19 protein-coding genes are annotated in these 17,617 nt (G+C 71.5%); 10 read left to right on the top strand and 9 right to left on the bottom strand.

The window, feature by feature from the left end; genetic code table 11:
• The first annotated feature begins 98 nt into the window (after positions 1 to 98).
• The 5 genes from pcp to NNL39_RS10655 all read left to right on the top strand — a co-directional run bounded on the left by pcp (position 99) and on the right by NNL39_RS10655 (position 3,871).
• The gene (pcp, locus tag NNL39_RS10675) at positions 99 to 791 is read left to right on the top strand and encodes a pyroglutamyl-peptidase I (RefSeq protein ID WP_255159261.1); all 693 of its coding nucleotides are present in this window, start codon (positions 99 to 101) and stop codon (positions 789 to 791) included.
• A 63-nt stretch (positions 792 to 854) separates the two neighbouring features.
• The gene (locus NNL39_RS10670) at positions 855 to 1,253 is read left to right on the top strand and encodes an NUDIX hydrolase (RefSeq protein WP_255159260.1); all 399 of its coding nucleotides are present in this window, start codon (positions 855 to 857) and stop codon (positions 1,251 to 1,253) included.
• A 78-nt stretch (positions 1,254 to 1,331) separates the two neighbouring features.
• Positions 1,332 to 3,014, top strand: a complete 1,683-nt coding sequence (locus tag NNL39_RS10665; RefSeq protein WP_255159259.1) for a cation:proton antiporter — start codon at positions 1,332 to 1,334, stop codon at positions 3,012 to 3,014.
• 29 nt (positions 3,015 to 3,043) lie between these two features.
• Positions 3,044 to 3,397 (top strand): hypothetical protein, encoded by a 354-nt coding sequence (locus tag NNL39_RS10660; protein WP_255159258.1) that lies wholly within the window; start codon positions 3,044 to 3,046, stop codon positions 3,395 to 3,397.
• Between the two features lie 84 nt (positions 3,398 to 3,481).
• Complete coding sequence (locus tag NNL39_RS10655; protein WP_255159257.1) at positions 3,482 to 3,871, top strand: hypothetical protein; 390 nt, start codon at positions 3,482 to 3,484, stop codon at positions 3,869 to 3,871.
• Positions 3,872 to 3,935: 64 nt separating this feature from the next.
• On the opposite strand, the gene NNL39_RS10650 is transcribed toward NNL39_RS10655, so the two are convergent.
• Positions 3,936 to 4,442 (bottom strand): NUDIX domain-containing protein, encoded by a 507-nt coding sequence (locus tag NNL39_RS10650; RefSeq protein ID WP_255159256.1) that lies wholly within the window; start codon positions 4,440 to 4,442, stop codon positions 3,936 to 3,938.
• A gap of 36 nt (positions 4,443 to 4,478) precedes the next feature.
• On the opposite strand from NNL39_RS10650, the gene NNL39_RS10645 reads away from it, so the two are divergent.
• Positions 4,479 to 5,213, top strand: a complete 735-nt coding sequence (locus tag NNL39_RS10645; RefSeq protein WP_255160937.1) for a YqjF family protein — start codon at positions 4,479 to 4,481, stop codon at positions 5,211 to 5,213.
• A 113-nt stretch (positions 5,214 to 5,326) separates the two neighbouring features.
• Here NNL39_RS10645 and der read toward each other — a convergent pair whose 3' ends face one another.
• The 8 genes from der to NNL39_RS10605 form a co-directional block, all read right to left on the bottom strand.
• The gene (gene der, locus NNL39_RS10640) at positions 5,327 to 6,871 is read right to left on the bottom strand and encodes a ribosome biogenesis GTPase Der (RefSeq protein ID WP_255159255.1); all 1,545 of its coding nucleotides are present in this window, start codon (positions 6,869 to 6,871) and stop codon (positions 5,327 to 5,329) included.
• A gap of 61 nt (positions 6,872 to 6,932) precedes the next feature.
• Positions 6,933 to 7,595 (bottom strand): (d)CMP kinase, encoded by a 663-nt coding sequence (cmk, locus tag NNL39_RS10635; RefSeq protein ID WP_255159254.1) that lies wholly within the window; start codon positions 7,593 to 7,595, stop codon positions 6,933 to 6,935.
• Positions 7,596 to 7,685: 90 nt separating this feature from the next.
• A complete protein-coding gene (locus tag NNL39_RS10630; RefSeq protein WP_255159253.1) occupies positions 7,686 to 8,774 on the bottom strand; it encodes a prephenate dehydrogenase in 1,089 nt (362 codons plus the stop codon).
• Positions 8,771 to 9,673, bottom strand: coding sequence for a pseudouridine synthase (locus NNL39_RS10625; protein ID WP_255159252.1), 903 nt, complete (start codon positions 9,671 to 9,673; stop codon positions 8,771 to 8,773). The genes NNL39_RS10630 and NNL39_RS10625 overlap by 4 nt, the downstream gene beginning before the upstream one ends.
• Entirely contained in the window at positions 9,663 to 10,343 is a 681-nt protein-coding gene (gene scpB / locus NNL39_RS10620; RefSeq protein ID WP_255159251.1) for an SMC-Scp complex subunit ScpB, read from the bottom strand. Before scpB ends, NNL39_RS10625 begins: the two co-directional genes overlap by 11 nt.
• A gap of 7 nt (positions 10,344 to 10,350) precedes the next feature.
• Positions 10,351 to 11,226, bottom strand: coding sequence for a segregation and condensation protein A (locus tag NNL39_RS10615; RefSeq protein ID WP_407665119.1), 876 nt, complete (start codon positions 11,224 to 11,226; stop codon positions 10,351 to 10,353).
• The gene (locus tag NNL39_RS10610; protein ID WP_255159250.1) at positions 11,210 to 12,097 is read right to left on the bottom strand and encodes a ParA family protein; all 888 of its coding nucleotides are present in this window, start codon (positions 12,095 to 12,097) and stop codon (positions 11,210 to 11,212) included. Before NNL39_RS10610 ends, NNL39_RS10615 begins: the two co-directional genes overlap by 17 nt.
• Before the next feature lie 78 nt (positions 12,098 to 12,175).
• On the bottom strand, positions 12,176 to 12,838 hold the full coding sequence (locus NNL39_RS10605) for a TetR/AcrR family transcriptional regulator (protein WP_255159249.1): 663 nt from the start codon (positions 12,836 to 12,838) through the stop codon (positions 12,176 to 12,178).
• Positions 12,839 to 12,938: 100 nt separating this feature from the next.
• Between NNL39_RS10605 and NNL39_RS10600 the strand changes: the two genes are divergently transcribed.
• The 4 genes from NNL39_RS10600 to NNL39_RS10585 all read left to right on the top strand — a co-directional run bounded on the left by NNL39_RS10600 (position 12,939) and on the right by NNL39_RS10585 (position 17,608).
• Positions 12,939 to 13,877 (top strand): Rossmann-fold NAD(P)-binding domain-containing protein, encoded by a 939-nt coding sequence (locus NNL39_RS10600; protein WP_255159248.1) that lies wholly within the window; start codon positions 12,939 to 12,941, stop codon positions 13,875 to 13,877.
• 64 nt (positions 13,878 to 13,941) lie between these two features.
• A complete protein-coding gene (locus tag NNL39_RS10595) occupies positions 13,942 to 15,045 on the top strand; it encodes a hypothetical protein (protein ID WP_255159247.1) in 1,104 nt (367 codons plus the stop codon).
• A 40-nt stretch (positions 15,046 to 15,085) separates the two neighbouring features.
• A complete protein-coding gene (locus NNL39_RS10590; RefSeq protein WP_255159246.1) occupies positions 15,086 to 16,330 on the top strand; it encodes a hypothetical protein in 1,245 nt (414 codons plus the stop codon).
• 54 nt (positions 16,331 to 16,384) lie between these two features.
• Complete coding sequence (locus tag NNL39_RS10585; RefSeq protein ID WP_255159245.1) at positions 16,385 to 17,608, top strand: hypothetical protein; 1,224 nt, start codon at positions 16,385 to 16,387, stop codon at positions 17,606 to 17,608.
• Positions 17,609 to 17,617 lie beyond the last annotated feature (9 nt).

Here is a 17,617-nt window from a genome sequence, read left to right as displayed (position 1 = left end):
CGTGAGCGCGTGAGCGCGTGAGCGCGTCTGGCGCGCGTGAACACACGGCGCGCGGGCTCGATGCCCGACACCCCAAGCAGGCGTGACAGGCTGGACGCATGACGCCGTCGACCCCTCCCACCGTGCTCGTCACCGGGTTCGAACCGTTCGCCGGAGCGCCCGTCAACCCGAGCGGCGACGTCGTCCGCCGACTGACCGAGCTCGGGCATCCCGACTGCCGGCTCGTCGGCGAGGTGCTGCCCGTGTCGTTCGCGCGCGCCGCTCCCCTGATGGCCGCCGCCATCGACGCCCACCACCCCGACATCGTCATCGCCCTCGGACTCGCCGAAACACGCCACGCCATCACTCCCGAGCGCATCGCCATCAACCTCGCCGACGCCCGCATCCCCGACAACGACGGCGCCGAGCCGCGCGACGCCGAGATCGAGCACGGCGGCCCGACCGCACGCGTCACCGGCTTGCCCGTGAAAGCGATCGCCCATGCGCTGGATGCTGCCGGCATCCCCAGCGACGTCTCCCTGACCGCGGGCAGCTACGTCTGCAACCACGTGTTCTACGAGCTCATGGGCATCGCCGCCACACGACCGGGCATGCGGGCTGGATTCATCCACGTGCCCGCCACGCCCCAGCTCGGCGGCGGCCCGCAGTTCACGCTCGACGAGCTCGAGCGGGGCATCCGCATCGCCATCACCACCACGCTGTCGCACCATCACGCCGCAGCACCCCGCACAGCCGCACCCCGCACTGCGGCGCCCCACGACGCCGACCTTCCCGGCGGGAGCACCCACTAGATGGGCGAGGCGCCCGAGCCCCGTGGGGGCGCTGGTGCGGCCCCGAAGTCTGACGAGTCGTCGGTGATCCGCGTGGCGGCGGCCCTCATCGTCGACGACGACGGCCGGCTGCTGCTCGTGCGCAAGGCCGGAACGACCGTGTTCATGCAACCCGGCGGCAAGTACGAGCTCGGCGAAACGGGGGCGCAGACCCTCGCACGCGAACTGCACGAAGAGCTCGGCCTCGAAATCGCACTGGATGCTCTCCACCCGCTCGGCACCTTCCTCGCCCCCGCCGCCAACGAGGCGGGCATGCTCGTCGAGGCCGAAGTGTTCCGGGTGCCGGTGCTCGAGCGTGCAACTGCCGAGGCGATCAGGGCGGGTGCCGAGATCGCCGAACTGCGCTGGGTGCATCCCGACGACTTCACGGGCATCGCGATCGCGCCCCTCGTCACCGAACGCATGCTCGACCTTCTGGGCTGACTGGCGGAGGCCCCCGCAGCCGGCCATTGAGCACCGGTACCGCCCGACTCTGATGCCCGCTCGCGATACCGTGGGGCCATGGCGATCGAGCTCGACACTTTCGGCATCACGGGGCTCATCCTCGTGCTCGCCGCGGCCGTCGCGTTCCTCGCCCACCGCGCCCGCCAACCACTGATCATCGCGTTCATCGTCGTCGGCATCATCGTCGGCCCGAGCGCGCTCGACTGGGTGCACGAAGCCGAAGCGCTCGAGCTCTTCGCCGAGATCGGCATCGCCATCCTGCTGTTCCTCGTCGGCCTCAAGCTCGACGTGACCCTCGTGCGGTCCGTCGGCACCGTCGCCCTCGCGACCGGACTCGGCCAGATCGCCGTCACCGCCGTCGTCGGGTTCGGCATCGCCCTGCTGTTCGGGCTCGACCTCGTCGCCGCAGCGGTCGTCGGCGTCGCGATCACATTCTCGTCGACCATCATCGTCGTCAAGCTGCTGAGCGATCAGCGGCAACTCGACGAGCTACACGGCCGCGTCGCCCTCGGCCTGCTCATCGTGCAAGACATCGTCGTCATCGTCGTCATGATCGTGCTCACGAGCCTCGGCTCGGGCGCGGCCGACGGCGCAACGCTCGACGTCGGTGCGGAAGCGCTGCGCATCCTGCTCGGCGGCGGCGGCCTGCTCGTCGGCATCGGCATCGCGATGCGGTGGGTGCTGCCCTGGCTGCTCGACCGCGTCGCGACGAGCCAAGAGCTGCTCATCGTGTGGAGTGTCGCGTGGGCGATCGGCATCGCCGCCCTCACCGACGTGCTCGGATTCTCGATCGAGGTCGGCGCCTTCCTCGCCGGGTTCGCCCTCGCCTCCACGCGCTACCGCGAGCAGGTGCACGCCTCGCTCAGCGGGCTGCGCGACTTCCTGCTGCTGTTCTTCTTCATCGTGCTCGGCGCCGAGCTCGACTTCGGCGCGATCGGCGCGCAAGTGCCGCTCGCCATCGCGCTGTCGATCTTCGTGCTCGTCGGCAGCCCGATCATCATGATCGGCATCATGAGCCTCATGGGCTACCCCGCCCGCGTCGGCTTCCTCGCCGGCCTCGCGATCGCCCAGATCAGCGAATTCAGCCTCATCCTCATCGCCCTCACACGCGACATCGGGCTCGTCGACGACGAGATCGTCGGCCTCATCACGCTCGTCGCCCTCATCACGATCGCGGGCTCGAGCTACCTCATCCCCCACTCCGAAGCCATCGCGAGCCGCCTGGAACCGTGGCTCGATCGGCTGCAGCGGCGAGTGACCCGCACCGAGGCGCCCGCGAGCGGCGAGCACTACGACGCGATCGTGTTCGGGCACGGGCGCTTCGGCAGCCAGCTCATCCGGGAGCTCGTCGGCGAAGGATGCCGCGTGCTGCTCGTCGAGTGGGATCCGTTCGCCGAGGTGCGGTTGCAGGATGCTCAGCTCGCCGATCGCGTCGACGTCGTGTTCGGCGATGCCCGCAGCCCGGAGTTCCCGGAAACCCTGCCCCTGCACGGCGTGCGCTTCATCATCTCGACCGTGCCCGACGTCGACACGAACCTCGTACTGACCGGCGCTCTGCGCCGAGCGGGAGCAACGTGCCCGATCGCCGTCACCGTGCACACCGACGGGCAAGCGCACCTCTACCGGCAGGCGCTCATCGACGGCACCGTCTCGACCGTGCTGCACCCGTTCCGCGATGCGGCCGACGACGCACTCGAAACGCTCAAGCGGCTTGAAGCGGCCGAGCCCGACACCCCCTGAACCGCGGCCTGATGCGAGGATCGGTCGACATGTGGTTCGATGGCGCCATGAACCAGGGGACTCGACACACCGCGCGAGCGACGGTCGGTGCGAACACTGACCGCATTCTGCTCATCATCGGCGCGATCGCGATCGTCGTCGGCATCGCTCTGCTGCCTGAAGCCGAGCTCGTCATCGGGTCGGGAGTGCTCATCTCGGTCGGAGTCGCGGCGGTCGTCATCGGCCTCGTGCTGCGCCGGCGGCGCCCGCCCGAGCGGCACCGCCCGCTCGATGCCCACCCCGGGGTCGACAACCCGGCGATCATCGTGCACCACGACTACGGCGACATCGGCGCCGGTGCCGGTGGCGACGGCGGAGGTGGCGGCGGCGGCGGAGGCGACTGAGCACTGACGCCTCCCCCGACCGGCGGAGAACGGATCGTTCCTGCGAGGGATGCCCTCCCGATGCTGACGGAGTTAGCTCAGACCATGACCGAACCGACGCCGCCTCCCGCCTCGAACCCCCACCGGGTCTTCATCCCCGTTGGCCTGCTCTTCATCGTGCTCGGCACGGCGTTCCTCTTCATCGACGAGATGACGGTCGTCGGCTTCACCTTCATCCCCGCGGGGGTCGTCTTCTTGTCGATCGGCATTCCGACGCGGCGCTCGAACGCCGCGCCCGCTCGAACGAAGCGTGACGGCGGCGATGGGGGACTGATCGCGAGCGACACGCGGTCGAGCGAGTCGCGCGAAACCGAGTCGGGTGGGCCCGGCGATGGGCAGACCGGACTCGGCGGCGGGTTCGACGGCGGCGGTTCAAGCGGCGGTTCGGGTGGCGGTTCAAGCGGGGATGGCGGCGGAGGCGGGGGCGGCGACTAGCCGGTGAGGCGCGCCCGGGGTCGAGCGATCGGGCTCGAGCGGAGGCGACGAGCGCAGCGTCGGGCTAGCGCTCGGGCAGCTGCGCGCGGAGGGCCGGCCAGCTCGCGGCGAATCCGGGGTGCAGGGGCAGCGCATCCACCTCGTCGATCGCAACCCAGCGCAGGGCGACGCTCTCGGCATCCGCGACGATCGGGGCGAACAGCCGCACGACGCGCACCGCGACGGTCGTGTACGACCAGTAGCCGAGGTCGAACAGGCTCTCGAACAGCGGCTCTACGGCGTCGGCCGGCACCCCGGCCTCTTCGCCCGCCTCGCGCACCGCGGCATCCACCGCCGACTCGCCCTGCTTGCGCGCCCCGCCCGGAAGCCCCCACGTGCCGCCATGGTGCGACCACACGGCACGGTGCTGCAGCAGGATGCCCGCCTCGGGGTGCCACGCCAGCAGGCCCGCCGCGCCGAAGCGGCCCCAGTAGCGCTGCCCGTTGTCGCCCTCGACCCAGGCGTCGCCAGGGTCGCGCGCGGCGCCCGTCGGCAGGGGCGGCGGCGTGCTCGAGAGCGGATCGTGCGTCATGGTGGGTTCAGGCTAAGCGAGGATGATGGGAACGTGATGATGAGCGCGGTCGCCCCGCCCCTGCCGGGTCGTGCGGTCATCCGCCAGCGCTGGAGCGACTTCGTCTTCCTGCACTGGCGCGTCTCCCCCGACGCGGTCGCGCCGTTCCTGCCCGCGGAAACGCGGCCCGATGTCGATGAGAACGGCGATGCGTGGGTGGGGCTGATCCCCTTCGTGCTGAGCGACCACGCGTTCCTGCCGCTGCCGCCCGTGCCGGGCCTCGGAACCTTCATCGAGATCAACGTGCGCACCTACTCGATCGACGACGCCGGCAATCGCGGGGTCGTGTTCCGCTCGCTCGACGCCGAGCAGCTGCCCTCGGTGCTCGCCGCTCGCGCGCTCTTCGGGTTGCCGTATCAATGGATGCACGCCGAACGACGCCTCGACGACACCACGATCGAGTACCGGGGGCGCCGTCGTACGGGCGCGCGCCCGACGACGCGCATTCATGCCCGGCCGGGCACGACCCCGGTGGACACGGAACTGAGCCGCTTCCTCACCGCGCGCTGGGGGTTCCACGAACGCCACCTCGGGCGCACCATCCACGCACGCAACACGCACGAGCCGTGGCCGCTCGTCGACGCCGAGCTGCTGCACCTCGACGATCAGCTGCTCGCCGCCGCCGGGTTTCCCGACCTCGCCGCGCGCGAACCCGACTCGGTGCTCGCGACGCCGCTGGGGCATCCTGGAGTCGTGACCGAGTTCTCGGCGGCGCGAAGAGTCGTGGAGTGACCCGCGGCCCGGGACGGGCCGCGGCGTGTTCGCCGACTTTTCTCCCGCCCGCGGCCCGGGACGGGCCGCGGCGAGTCAGGGGCAGAGGCCAGAAATGGCCTCTGCGGGCAGCGCTAGCGCTGCCTCTTCTCCCTGACTCGCATATTGACCTGGATGGGGGTGCCCTCGAAACCCCAGACCTCGCGCAGCCGCCGCGTAATGAAGCGGCGGTACTGCGGGTCGAGGAATCCGGTGGTGAAGAGCACGAACGTCGGCGGACGCGTCGAGGCCTGCGTCGCGAACAGGATGCGCGGCTGCTTGCCCCCACGCACGGGGTGCGGATGCGCAGCCGTCAGCTCGGCGACGAACGCGTTGAGCTTGCCGGTCGCGATGCGCGTATCCCACGACTCGAGCGCGACCTCGAGGGCCGGCACGAGCTTCTCGAGGTGACGACCCGTGCGCGCCGAGATGTTGACGCGCGGCGCCCACGCCACGTGGTGCAGGTCTTGCTCGATCTCGCGCTCGAGGTAACGGCGGCGCTCGTCGTCGAGCAGGTCCCACTTGTTGAAGGCGAGCACGAGCGCGCGACCCGATTCGAGCACGAGGTCGATGATGCGCACGTCCTGCTCGCTGAGCGGCTCGGTCACGTCGATGAGCACGACGGCGACCTCCGCCTTCTCGAGCGCCGCGGCCGTGCGCAGCGACGCGTAGAAGTCGGCACCCTGCTGCAGGTGCACGCGACGACGGATTCCGGCCGTGTCGACGAAGCGCCACACCTTGCCGCCGAGCTCGATCTGCTCGTCGATGGGGTCGCGTGTCGTGCCGGCGAGCTCGTTGACGACGACACGCTCTTCGCGCGCCGCCTTGTTGAGCAGGCTCGACTTGCCGACGTTCGGGCGACCGAGCAGGGCGACGCGACGAGGCCCGCCGAACTCCTGCTTCGCCACGGCCGAGACCTCGGGCAGCACGGTGAGCACGTGGTCGAGCAGGTCGGCGACACCACGGCCGTGCAGGGCCGAGACGGGCCACGGCTGACCGAGGCCGAGACCCCACAGCGCGGCGGCCTCGGGCTCCTGGCGCGCGTCATCCACCTTGTTGCCGGCGAGGATGACGGGCTTCTTCGAGCGGCGCAGCATCTTGACGACGAACTCGTCAGTCGCGGTCGGGCCGGTCATGGCGTCGACGACGAAGAGCACCGCATCCGCGAGGTCGACGGCCACTTCGGCCTGCGCGGCGACGGAGGCGTTGATGCCCGAGGCGTCGGGCTCCCAGCCGCCGGTGTCGACGAGGGTGAACTTGCGGTCGTTCCACTCGGCCTTGTACGTGACGCGGTCGCGGGTGACGCCGGGGGTGTCCTCCACGACGGCCTCGCGGCGGCCGATGATGCGGTTGACGAGCGCGCTCTTGCCGACGTTGGGGCGGCCGACGATCGCGAGCACGGGCAGGGCCGGCATCGTGATGATGCCGTATTCGCCCAGCTCGGCGCCCTCGAGCAGCTCGAGGTCGTCGTCATCGAGGTCGTAGGCGGCGAGGCCCGCGATGAGGGCGTCGGCGCGCTTGTCGGCGAGGTCGTCGTCGAGTTCGGCGAGCCGCGCCGCGACGGCTTCGGCCGCCTCGGCGTTCGCGAACTCGGCGTCGTCGTCGCCAGACAGCTCAGGGTTGACAGGGTTCTCGGTCATGGGATCCTCCCACTTGTTCCGCCGCCCGCGGGCGGCGTGTGTTTCGCCCGAGAGCCCTGGTTCAGGCCCCCGCGCGCACGATGTCGATGAGCGCCTGCACCGTGTGCTCGAAGTCGAGATCGGTGGAGTCGAGAGTGGTGACGCCGTCAGCGGCGTTCATGAAGTCGACCACACGGGAATCTTGGGCATCCCGCGAGGCCAGCTGCTGCGCGGTCGCCTCGGCCGACACAGCGCTCAACTCTGCCGACCTTCTCGCCATTCTAGCCTCTGGCGAGGCGGTCAGCAGAACCCGCACCGCAGCATCCGGCGCGACGACGGTGGTGATGTCGCGCCCTTCGACGATGACGCCCGGTTCGGAGGCCTCGGCGATGAGCCGCCGGAACAGCGCCGTGAGCCCCGCGCGCACCTCGGGCACACGGGCGACGGCACTCACGACAGCCGTGACGCGCGGCTCGCGGATGTCAGGCGTGATGTCCTCTCCCCCGACGCGCACGAAGTAGTGGTCGGGCTGCATGCCGATGGCGTAGTCGAACGCGGCGACCCGCTCAGCGACCTCCGTGGCGTCCTCGACATCGACGCCCTCGTCGAGGCAGTGCCAGGCGAGCGCACGGTAGGCCGCACCGGTATCGAGGTACGCGAAGCCCAGTCGCCGGGCCGCCTCGCGGCTCACGCTCGACTTGCCACTGCCGGCGGGGCCGTCGACGGCCACGACGATGTCGCTCATGGGGGTCCTTCCGGGGTGTGGGATCAGGTCAGGGGTGGGGGCGGGTTCGGGCGGGTCGGCGGCAGCGGGCGGCGCGCCGGGGGTGGATGCTCAGCTCGCGCCCGCGATGCGCCAGCCGCGCGCCGAGAGCTCATCGATGAGGCGCTGCTCGACCTCGGGCAGCACCGAGACTTCGGCGAAGCCGATGGGCGCGCCGGGCGAGTGCTCGAGCCGGAGGTCTTCCATGTTGATGTCGAGCTCGCCGATCTCGGTCAGCAGCCGGGCGAGCTGGCCGGGGGTGTCGTCGATCATGACGACGAGCTGCGCGAAGCGGCGGTCGTCGCCGTGCTTGCCCGGAATGCGGGCGACTCCCGCGTTGCCGGCGGCAATGAGCTCGGCGAGGGCGCGGCGCGAGCCGGGCGCCTCGGGGTCGGCGAGGGCGGCGAGCAGGGCATCCACGTCGTCGCGCACGCCGCGCAGAATCTCGGCGACGGGCGCCGCGTTCGCGGAGAGGATCTGCACCCACAGCCCGGGGTCGCTCGACGCGATGCGCGTGACGTCGCGCACGCCCTGCCCGGCGAGGCCGACGGCGCCGTTCGAGGCCGTGCGCAGCCGGGCGGCCATGGCGCTCGCGACGAGTTGCGGAACATGGCTGACCATCGCAACCGAGCGGTCGTGCTCGTCGACGCTCATCTCGATCGGCACGGCGCCGACGTCGAGGATGAGGTCTTCGATCGCACCCGCGCGGCGGTAGCTGATGCCGTCGTGCCCGGCGAGCACCCACGGCCGGCCGAGGAAGAGGTCGGCGCGTGCCGAGATGGGCCCGCCGCGCTCGCGCCCGGCCATGGGGTGGGTGCCGAGGTAGCGGCTGACGTCGGCACCCAGCGCGCGCAGCTCGGCGAGCACGCTGCCTTTGACGCTCGCGACATCGGTGACGAGGGCCTCGGGATGCTCGGCCAGCGCGCGCGCGACCGTCGCGGCCGTGACATCCGGCGGCACCGCGACCACGACGAGGCCGGGTCGGTCGTCGGCGCGCGGAGCGCGGCCCGCGCCGTAGTCCACCGCGAGCCGCACGGCCGTCGGCGAGGTGTCGGCGAGCGTGACGTCGACGCCCCTCTCCGAGAGCGCGAGCCCGATGCTCGTGCCGAGCAGCCCGGCGCCGATGATGTGCACCTGCTCCTGCAGGCGGCGGTCGGTCATCCGTCGCCCTCCCCGGATGGCGTGGTGCCCGAGGACGCGGGCGCAGGGCCAGCCTGCTCGTGCTCCCGGGCGATCGTGAGCAGGGCGCCGCGTTCGGCATCCGTCAGCTCACGCGTCTGTCCCGAGGCGAGCGTGCCGAGGTGCAGGGGTCCGAACTGCCGGCGCACGAGCTCGACGACGGGGTGCCCGACCGCCGCCATCATGCGCCGCACGATGCGGTTGCGGCCCGAGTGCAGGGTGAGTTCGACCATCGAGTGGCCCTTGCTGGGCGCGCCGAGCACGCGCGCGGCGTCGACCGCGATGGGGCCGTCGTCGAGCTCGATGCCCTCTTTGAGCTTCCGCAGCGTCGAGGCCTGAACCGAGCCGGTGACCTTGGCGATGTAGGTCTTCTCGACGCCGTAGCGCGGGTGCGCGAGCACGTTGGCGAGCGGGCCGTCGTTGGTGAGCAGGAGGAGCCCGCTCGTCTCGCCGTCGAGGCGGCCGACGTTGAACAGGCGCTCGTCGTACTCGCGCGTGAACTCGCGCAGGTCGCGGCGGCCGTTCTCGTCGGCCATCGAGCTGACCACTCCGGTCGGCTTGTTGAGCATGATGTAGCGCTTGGTCGTGTCGAGCTGGATGGCGACGCCGTCGACCGCGACGAGATCGGTCGCGGGCTCGACGCGCGAGCCCAACTCGGTGACGACCTCGCCGTTGACGGTCACGCGACCGGCGACGATGAGGTTCTCGCACACGCGCCGGCTCGCGACGCCCGCCGCCGCGAGCACCTTCTGCAGGCGCTCGCTCGTGGCGGAGTCGCCCGCGCGCTGATTGCTGGAGGCGTCGCCGCTGGACCAGTCGATGACCACGTCGGGCACGAGGTCGCGGTCGGCGCGTTTGTCGGCACGGTGCCTATCGGACATCGTCGAACCCTTCGCTGCCGTCGTCGAGCAACGGGGAGATCTTCGGCAGCTCGTCGAGCGAGTTGATGCCGAGCTGCACGAGCAGCAGATCGGTGGTCTCGTAGTGGATCGCGCCCGTCTCGCTGTCGGTGAACGCCTCGGTAATGAGTCCGCGGCCGAGCAGCGTGCGCACGACCGAGTCGACGTTGACGGCACGGATCGACGCGATCGCGCCGCGGCTGATGGGCTGCTTGTAGGCGATGACCGCGAGGGTCTCGAGCGCCGCCTGCGAGAGCTTCGAGGGGTTCTGCGTGTGCACGAAGTCGCGCACGACCTCGTCGAGCTCGCTGCGCACGTAGATGCGCCAGCCGCCGCCGACTTCGCGCAGCTCGAAGCCGCGCCGCGGCCCTGCCGGCCGTCCGTCGAGGCTCAGCCCGTCGTAGTCGGCCACGAGCTCGGCGATCGCCGCCCGCACCTCCTTCACGGGCCGCCCGACGGCGCTCGCGAGACCCACGACGCTCTGCGGCTCGTCGACGACCATGAAGATCGCTTCGAGCGCGCGGGCGACGTCGACCCCGTTCGGGATGCCCCGCGCGGGTGCTTCGTCGGCCGCCACCACGCCTGCACCCGGCTCCGCGTCCGTCACCTGCTCATCGGTCGCGTGCTCATCGGTCGCGTGCTCGTCCGTCATCGGGGCCTCACTGGCCATAGTCGTTCCCCAGGTTCACGAGGTTCTCGTCCGTCCAGTTCTCGGCCGTCCACCGCACCGTCAGCTCGCCGAGCGGTTCGAGCTGCTCGAAACCGACGGCCGCGTGCCGGTACAGCTCGAGCAGGGCGAGGAAGCGCGCGACGATGACGCCCTTCGCATCGGCACCGGCGATGAGCTGGCGGAAGGTCACGGTTTCTTCCCGCCGCAGCAGGGCGACGACGTGCGCGGCCTGCTCGCGGATCGACACGAGCGGCGCGTGCAGGTGGTCGAGCCCGACGACCGGGATCTCTTTCGGCGTGAGCGCGAGCAGCGCAAGGGCCGCGAAGTCGTCGAGGCTCAGCGTCCACTTCAGCTCCGGCGTCGTCTCGCGGTACTGGTCTTCGAGGCGCACCGAGCGCACGTGCCGATCGCCCTCCTCCGCCATGCTTCGCGCGAACCAGGCCGAGACCTCCTTGAACGCGCGGTACTGCAGCAGGCGAGCGAAGAGCAGGTCGCGGGCTTCGAGCAGCGCGACGTCTTCCGCGTCGACAAGCTCGCCCTGCGGCAGCAGGCTCGCGATCTTCAGATCGAGCAGCGTGACGGCGACGACGAGGAACTCGCTCGCCTGGTCGAGGGCGTCGACCGTGCCGTCGTTCTCCATCGCCCGCAAGTACGACAGGAACTCGTCGGTCACGACCGAGAGGCTCACCTCGGTGATGTCGAGCTCGCGCTTGGTGATGAGGCTCAGCAGCAGATCGAAGGGGCCGTCGAAGTCGTCGAGGGTGACGCGGAAACCGGCGGCAGGAGCATCCGCCTCGATCGTCGCCGCGCCCGCAGCGCCCGCCGCCCCCGCCGAACCGGCCGCCGACTCAGGCGACCTGGCCACGCGCGATCAGCTCTCGGGCCAGCTGGCGATAGGCGGCCGCGGCGGGGTGGTCGGGCGCGAAGCTCGTGATGGGCGCACCGGCGACCGAGGCGTCGGGGAACTTGACCGTGCGACCGATGACCGTCTCGAGCACCTTCTCGCCGAAGACCTCGACGACGCGCTCGAGCACCTCGCGGCTGTGCAGGGTGCGGGCGTCGTACATGGTCGCGAGGATGCCGTCGAGCTGCACGGCGGGGTTCAGGCGGTCGCGCACCTTGTCGATCGTCTCGACGAGCAGGGCGACGCCGCGGAGCGCGAAGTACTCGCACTCGAGCGGAATCAGCACGCCGTGCGCCGCGGTGAGCGCGTTGACGGTCAGCAGGCCGAGGCTCGGCTGGCAGTCGATGAGGATGACGTCGTAGTCGTCGCGGATGGGGGCGAGCACGCGGGCGAGGATCTGCTCGCGCGCGACCTCGTTGACGAGGTGCACCTCGGCCGCGCTCAGGTCGATGTTCGCGGGAATGAGGTGCAGGTTCTTCGTCGCGGTGGCCTGCACGGCCTTCCGCGCATCCTTCTCGCGCCCCAGCAGCAAGTCGTAGACGGTCGGCACATCGTGGCTCTGCATGCCGAGTCCCGCCGAGAGCGCGCCCTGGGGATCGAAGTCGATGACGAGCACTTTGCGGCCGTAGTCGGCGAGCGCCGCCCCGAGGCTGATCGTGGTCGTCGTCTTGCCGACGCCACCCTTCTGGTTGCACAGGGCGATGATGCGGGCCGGGCCGTGGCTGCTCAGCTTCGTCGGCTCGGGAAAATCGCGCAGCGGTCGACCGGTCGGGCCGGGCATGAGCTCGTCGAAGCCCGCGAGCTCCGCTCCGCTGTCGTTGTCGCCGCTCATAACGGTCCAGTCTAGTGACCGGGCGGGCTCGCGCCGGGCGGCGCTCCGAGCGCGAGCGGGCACGAGCGCCCGCGCGGGTCAGCCCGCGACGAGCATCCCGTCAACGAGCCGTCGCACGCTCCAGCGGAACTGGGCCGTCGTGTTGTAGCGCGCGACGATGTCGGCCGTCTGCGCGGTGAGGGGCACGCCGCTCGCGTCGACACGCTCGAGCGCGGCACGGCGCTCGATGGCGAGCGCCTCTTCGCGCGCGGGGTCGCCGTCTCCGCCGTCGGCGGCTTCGAGCATGACGGTACCGAGCACGTGCACCTGCAGCGCGTACGCACCGCGCGCGGCGTCGTCGAGCGTCAGCCCGGTCTCGGTGAGCGTGCGCAGCAGCGCCTCGTTGAGCAGCAAGGCGTGGGGCCCATCGATAGGGCCGGTCATGATGAGGGCGGCGCCTCCCGGATGCCCGAGCAGCGTGCGCCGCATGGCGACCGCGAACTCCACGAGGCGCTCCGCGGGCGAGAGCGTGGCGATCGCCAGGGTGCCGAGATCGACAGCACTCATGACTCGCTCGACCATGCCGCGCAGCAGTCCCGCACGATCAGGCACGTAGGTGTACAGCGCGTTGGGCGTGACGCCGAGCACCGCCGCGACGCGGCGGATCGACAGAGCCGTGAAGCCGTGATCGCGCACCACCCCGAAGGCCGCATCGAGCACGATGCGCTCGCTGAGCCGACGAGCGGGGCCGGGTGCCGCCATGGGCTCCTCCTAGTTCGGCGTGCTTGAGATCGATTACTGCACACTGTACAGTATCGACTGTTCGCAACTCTGTACGCCGTACAACGATAGGGACTCCCCCATGACCGACCTCCACGTCATCTTCGGAACCGGACCGGTCGCGCGCGCGACCATGGAATCCCTGCGCCGCCGAGACCTGCCGGTGCGCATGGTCAACCGCTCGGGCCGGTATCCCGGTGGCGAGGCCCCCGCTGGAGTCGAGGTGCTCGCGGGCGATGCGCGCGACGCCGCGTTCGCTCGCCAGGCCGCGGCCGGAGCATCCGTCGTCTACCAGTGCCTCAACCCCGAGTACCACGAGTGGATCGAGCTCTTCCCGGCCCTGCAGAACGGCGTGCTCGCGGCCGCGGAGGCGAACGAGGCACTGCTCGTGAGCATGGAGAACGTGTACGGCTACGGCCGGCCCGATGGCGCACCGCTCACCGAGCAGTCGCCGCTCAACGCCCACACCCGCAAGGGGCGCCTGCGCAACGGCATGGCCGAGCAGTTGCGGCTCGCGCACGAGAGCGGACGCGTGCGCGTGACGACCGGGCGCGCCTCGGACTACTACGGCCCCGGGGGCGGCATGGCCTCGCCGATGGGCGACCTCGTCTTTCCCGCGGTGCTCGCGGGCGGCACGGCGCGACTCTACGGCTCGCCCGATCGCGTGCACTCGTACACGTTCATCCCCGACATCGGCGAAGGTCTTGCCGTGCTCGGCACCGACCCGCGCGCGATCGGGCGCATCTGGCACCTACCCAACGACCCGCAGCCGCAGACCTCGCGGCAGATGGTGCACACGGCCTTCCGCCTGGCGGGGACGACCGGCAAGATCGCGGGTACGCCGACCTGGATCTTCCGCCTGCTCGGCCTGCGCGACCGCACCATTCGCGAGGTCGTCGAGATGGCCTACGAGTTCGAGGAGGATTTCGTCGTCGACAGCAGCGCGATCAGCACCGAGCTCGGCGTTCGCGCCACCCCGATCGACGAGGCCATCGCGATCACGCTCGACTCGTACCGCTGAGTCGGAAACGGCTGAGTAGGGTGCTCGCGCCGCACTCCCACCGCGGCGTGCTTGACTCGAGGCCATGATCGACGGTGCGCAGCCGGGCGCCTCGCGCGAGCCGGCGCTTGGGCTCGAGCGCGAGCTCAGCGACGCCGAACTCGCGCGGCGTGCCTACGGCCGCACCGGGACGCCGCTCGACGAGCTGCGCGCCGCGGCGGCGGCCGATGAGCTCGCACGACGACGCGCGGCCGAGGCCGCCGCGCTCGAACGGCGACGCAACGCAGCACACGACGCAGCACGCGGCGCAGCGAGCGACACAGCCGACGGTTCCCCGACCGCCTCCGCCTCGACGGGCGACGCGCCGAGCCGCGTGCGCCCGTGGTATCGCCGCCCGATCGCGGCCGTCGCCGCCCTCCTCGTGCTCGTGGCTGGCGGAGCAGCCGTCGACTCGATCGTGCGGGCGCCGGGCGGTGAGCCCGCCGCCCTCACCCTGCTCGAGCAGGCGCCGAGCGCGCTCGAGCAGCAGCACACGATCGATCTCGTGCGCGCCTCGTTCCGCACCCCCAGCGGAGCCCGCATCATCGATCGCTTCGACCCCCTCGACGTCGTGGGCTTCACGTCGGAGAGCCCCTCCTTCGACGGCGCGACCGTCATCGCGAGCGTCTGCACCGCCATCATTCGCGAGCGGGTCGTGCTCGACTGGCTGTGCGTCGACGCCGAGCAGTTTGCCGACTCCGGGCTGCGTGCCACGTTCGCGACCCTCGACGGGGTCGTGCAGGTGCGGTGGCCGCCCGATACCGAACCCGCCGCCTCCCTCGACGCGCCCGAGGCGGCCGCACCGAGCATCCTGGATCTCATCGTCACCGAGCAGCTCGTGCGCCGCATCGTCGTGTTCGAGGAGATCGCGCAGACGGGTGACGAGCTCACGGCGGGCCCCGTCGTCGTCGGCGAGACCACGACGACGCGCGTGCTGATGTACCAGGCGACCGCGGCCGACATCGACGACGGCCAGCGCCTGTGCCTCATGGCCGAGCGCGAAGAGCCACCCTTCGACGCCGTGTGCGCGCCGCAATCGTTCGCCGAGCGCGACGGACTGCAATTGAGCTTCGTCGACGGCGACCAGATCGTCGATGTGCGAGTGAGCGCCGAAGGAATCGTGCGGCTCGTGGCACGCGACGCCGGCTGACTCCCTCGCATGTGAGCGACGGCGGGTGTTGACTGGGCCCGTGCCGACCTCGCCCGACGACGATGCCGCGCACGACCGCGCCGCCGTCGACCGCGCCGCGCTCGACCATGCCGCCATCGACCGCGCCGCGCTCGACCCTGCCGCCATCGACCGCGCCGCGCTCGACCCTGTCGCCGTCGACCGCGCCGCGCTCGACCACGTCGTTCGCAATCTCTTCGACGGCGAGCTCGAGCGCTTGGCGTTCGCGCGAGCCGACTCCCCCGCCGAGCAGGCGCGCGCCGCGGCCGCGGCCGCCGAGCTCGCCCGTCGCACGGCCGACCTGCCGACGCGCAGTGGCGACGTGAGTCCGGATGCTCCGCTGCTGCAGCGCGGAGACCGAGCACCCGGCGCCCCCGCACCGGTCGCGCCCGGGACGCTCGGCCGTCGGCGACCCCGTGCGGCCCTCGTCGTGAGCGGGATCGCCGCCCTCGTCATCGCGGCCACGAGCGTCGCACCCCTGCTCGCGAGCGACCCCGACACGGCCTCGTCGCTCGACGTCTTCGCCCGCGCTGCGACGCCCGCGGAGGTCGCCCTCGGTGAGCAGTTGCGGCGTGAGGGCCTGCGGCTCAGCGTCGACCCGCGCGTGATCGCCGAGCGGGACGGCGCCGCCGTCATCGCCTACCGCTTCATCGTCGGCTCGGGCGCCGAGCAGCCCCGCAATGAGGTGTGCGTGCTGCTGGACGATGCGCACGCCCTCGGGCCACCACGGTGCGTCGAGCGCGACGACTTCGCGCGTGAGGGGGTGCTCGCCCCCCTCGACGGTGCGCTGCGCACGATCGTGGTGCGCTGGGGCCCGAGCGGACCGCCCGACCTGTCGGTGCTGCCCGCGCGCAGCGACGCTGTCGACCCACCGCGCTCCGCCGCCGCGGCGCGACTGCTGAACGGTGACCCCGGCGCCGACGCGAGCGCCGACCCGAGCGCCGACGATCGCGAGTACGCCGCGCTGCTGCGGGCGCAGTACCCGGACGACCGGCTCGTCCTGCGCCTGCTCGCCCGCACCGACCGCTGGGACGCCGTCGGGGCGCTCGTCGCCGCCGCGGGCTCGGGCCGCTGGACCTACTGCGTGCATCTCGTCGCGCGCGGCGGCATCGACAGCGCAGCGACCGACGGCAGCGTGACGTGCGCGGTGGCCGAGGCCTTCGAGCGCGAGGGGCTCATTGCGCAAGCCCGCACGGCCGGCAGCACGGTGCTCGTCGAGTGGAGCCCGAGCGATGCCGTGCGCATCGAGGAGACCCCCGACTCGTGACATCGCGGGTCGAGGAGTCCCCCGGTTCGTGACCCCGCGTGGTTGACTGACGACATGAGCGAGGATCTCTCGACCGTCGACGACGCCCAGCTCGCCCGCTGGGCCTACGGGCGCCTGGGCGACGCGAGCGAGACCGAGCGGGCGCGGCGGGCGGCGGCAGAGCTCGACCGGCGTACTGCCGGCCTCCGTGCGGCCTCATCGCCCGAGGTGGTCACGCCGCTCGTCACGCGTCCCCTCGACACGCGTCCGCTCGACACCGACCGGCGTTCCGCGGCGGCTGCAGGCCCGGTCGTCGATGGTCAGGCCCCGGAGGCCGAGCAGCAGGTGTCGGACGACGCTCCCCGCACACCCCGACGCCTCCTCGTCGTCGCCGCAGCCGGTCTGCTCGGCCTCGCGCTCGTCGCGGGCATCGCGCTGCCTCCCCTGCTCGCCCCCGCACTGACGACTTCGAGCTCGCTCGCGGTCTTCGAGCGCGAGGACTCGACCGAAGAGCGCGAGTACCTGACGCTGCTGCTGCGGCAAGGCCAGAGCGTCTCGGCCGGCCCTCGCGTGCTCGGAACGATCGAGTACGGCACCGTGCTCGCGTACGGCTCGATGCGGGATGACCCCGGGCAGCCCGAGCGCGATCAGATCTGCCTCGCGATCGCCGAGTTCGACCGCGCGGCCCAGTCGCCGGTCATCGCCGACCGGCAGTGCCTCGATCGCGGCGAGTTCGACGCCGCCGGTGCCTCGATGACGCTCTACGGGATCGGGGGCCAATACGACGTCGACCGGGGTCCGCGCGGCCGCGCGCAGCTCGACGTGCTCATCACCGAAGCGCAGCGGCGTGCCATGGATCCGGGAATCGAGGGCGTCTTCCTCGACCTTCCCGAGACCGCTGACGACCTGCGCTACCTCACCGAGCAACTGCTCGTCGAGCAGACGGGCCTGGCCGTCGAGCAGCTGCGCCACATCTTTCCGGTGCCGACGCTGGTGAATGACACGTCCGAGGTCGGCGGGCCCACGGTGACGTCGCAGACCGAGTGGGTCGCCGCCTACACCGCGGTGCCCATGCGCCCCCTCGAGCAGGGCGAGAGTGGTGGGGCTCCCGATGCGCTCGAGCGCGTCGCCTGCCTCGCCGTCGTCGCCGACGGCGTGCAGCGCGAGAGCCGCTGCGTCGCGTTCGCCGACATCGGCAGCCGCGGCATGCTGCTCGAGTTCGAGCGCGAGGGCCGCACGATTCTCATCTCCTGGTCCCCGACGGGTGAGATCTCGGCGCAGACGGCGACGGCCGAGTGATCCGCGCCG

Origin of the sequence: Microcella humidisoli, from assembly GCF_024362325.1 — a bacterium.
Classification (GTDB): Bacteria; Actinomycetota; Actinomycetes; order Actinomycetales; family Microbacteriaceae; genus Microcella; species Microcella humidisoli.
This window is presented reverse-complemented; position numbering and strand designations above follow the sequence as displayed.

Bases quoted from the DNA above. Each gene is read 5' to 3' on its own strand.
- pcp (WP_255159261.1), top strand. From the start codon at position 99: ATGACGCCGTCGACCCCTCCCACCGTGCTCGTCACCGGGTTCGAACCG.
- NNL39_RS10665 (WP_255159259.1), top strand. From the start codon at position 1,332: ATGGCGATCGAGCTCGACACTTTCGGCATCACGGGGCTCATCCTCGTG.
- NNL39_RS10660 (WP_255159258.1), top strand. From the start codon at position 3,044: ATGTGGTTCGATGGCGCCATGAACCAGGGGACTCGACACACCGCGCGA.
- NNL39_RS10655 (WP_255159257.1), top strand. From the start codon at position 3,482: ATGACCGAACCGACGCCGCCTCCCGCCTCGAACCCCCACCGGGTCTTC.
- NNL39_RS10650 (WP_255159256.1), bottom strand. From the start codon at position 4,442: ATGACGCACGATCCGCTCTCGAGCACGCCGCCGCCCCTGCCGACGGGC.
- NNL39_RS10645 (WP_255160937.1), top strand. From the start codon at position 4,479: ATGATGAGCGCGGTCGCCCCGCCCCTGCCGGGTCGTGCGGTCATCCGC.
- der (WP_255159255.1), bottom strand. From the start codon at position 6,871: ATGACCGAGAACCCTGTCAACCCTGAGCTGTCTGGCGACGACGACGCC.
- cmk (WP_255159254.1), bottom strand. From the start codon at position 7,595: ATGAGCGACATCGTCGTGGCCGTCGACGGCCCCGCCGGCAGTGGCAAG.
- NNL39_RS10630 (WP_255159253.1), bottom strand. From the start codon at position 8,774: ATGACCGACCGCCGCCTGCAGGAGCAGGTGCACATCATCGGCGCCGGG.
- NNL39_RS10625 (WP_255159252.1), bottom strand. From the start codon at position 9,673: ATGTCCGATAGGCACCGTGCCGACAAACGCGCCGACCGCGACCTCGTG.
- scpB (WP_255159251.1), bottom strand. From the start codon at position 10,343: ATGACGGACGAGCACGCGACCGATGAGCACGCGACCGATGAGCAGGTG.
- NNL39_RS10610 (WP_255159250.1), bottom strand. From the start codon at position 12,097: ATGAGCGGCGACAACGACAGCGGAGCGGAGCTCGCGGGCTTCGACGAG.
- NNL39_RS10605 (WP_255159249.1), bottom strand. From the start codon at position 12,838: ATGGCGGCACCCGGCCCCGCTCGTCGGCTCAGCGAGCGCATCGTGCTC.
- NNL39_RS10600 (WP_255159248.1), top strand. From the start codon at position 12,939: ATGACCGACCTCCACGTCATCTTCGGAACCGGACCGGTCGCGCGCGCG.
- NNL39_RS10595 (WP_255159247.1), top strand. From the start codon at position 13,942: ATGATCGACGGTGCGCAGCCGGGCGCCTCGCGCGAGCCGGCGCTTGGG.
- NNL39_RS10585 (WP_255159245.1), top strand. From the start codon at position 16,385: ATGAGCGAGGATCTCTCGACCGTCGACGACGCCCAGCTCGCCCGCTGG.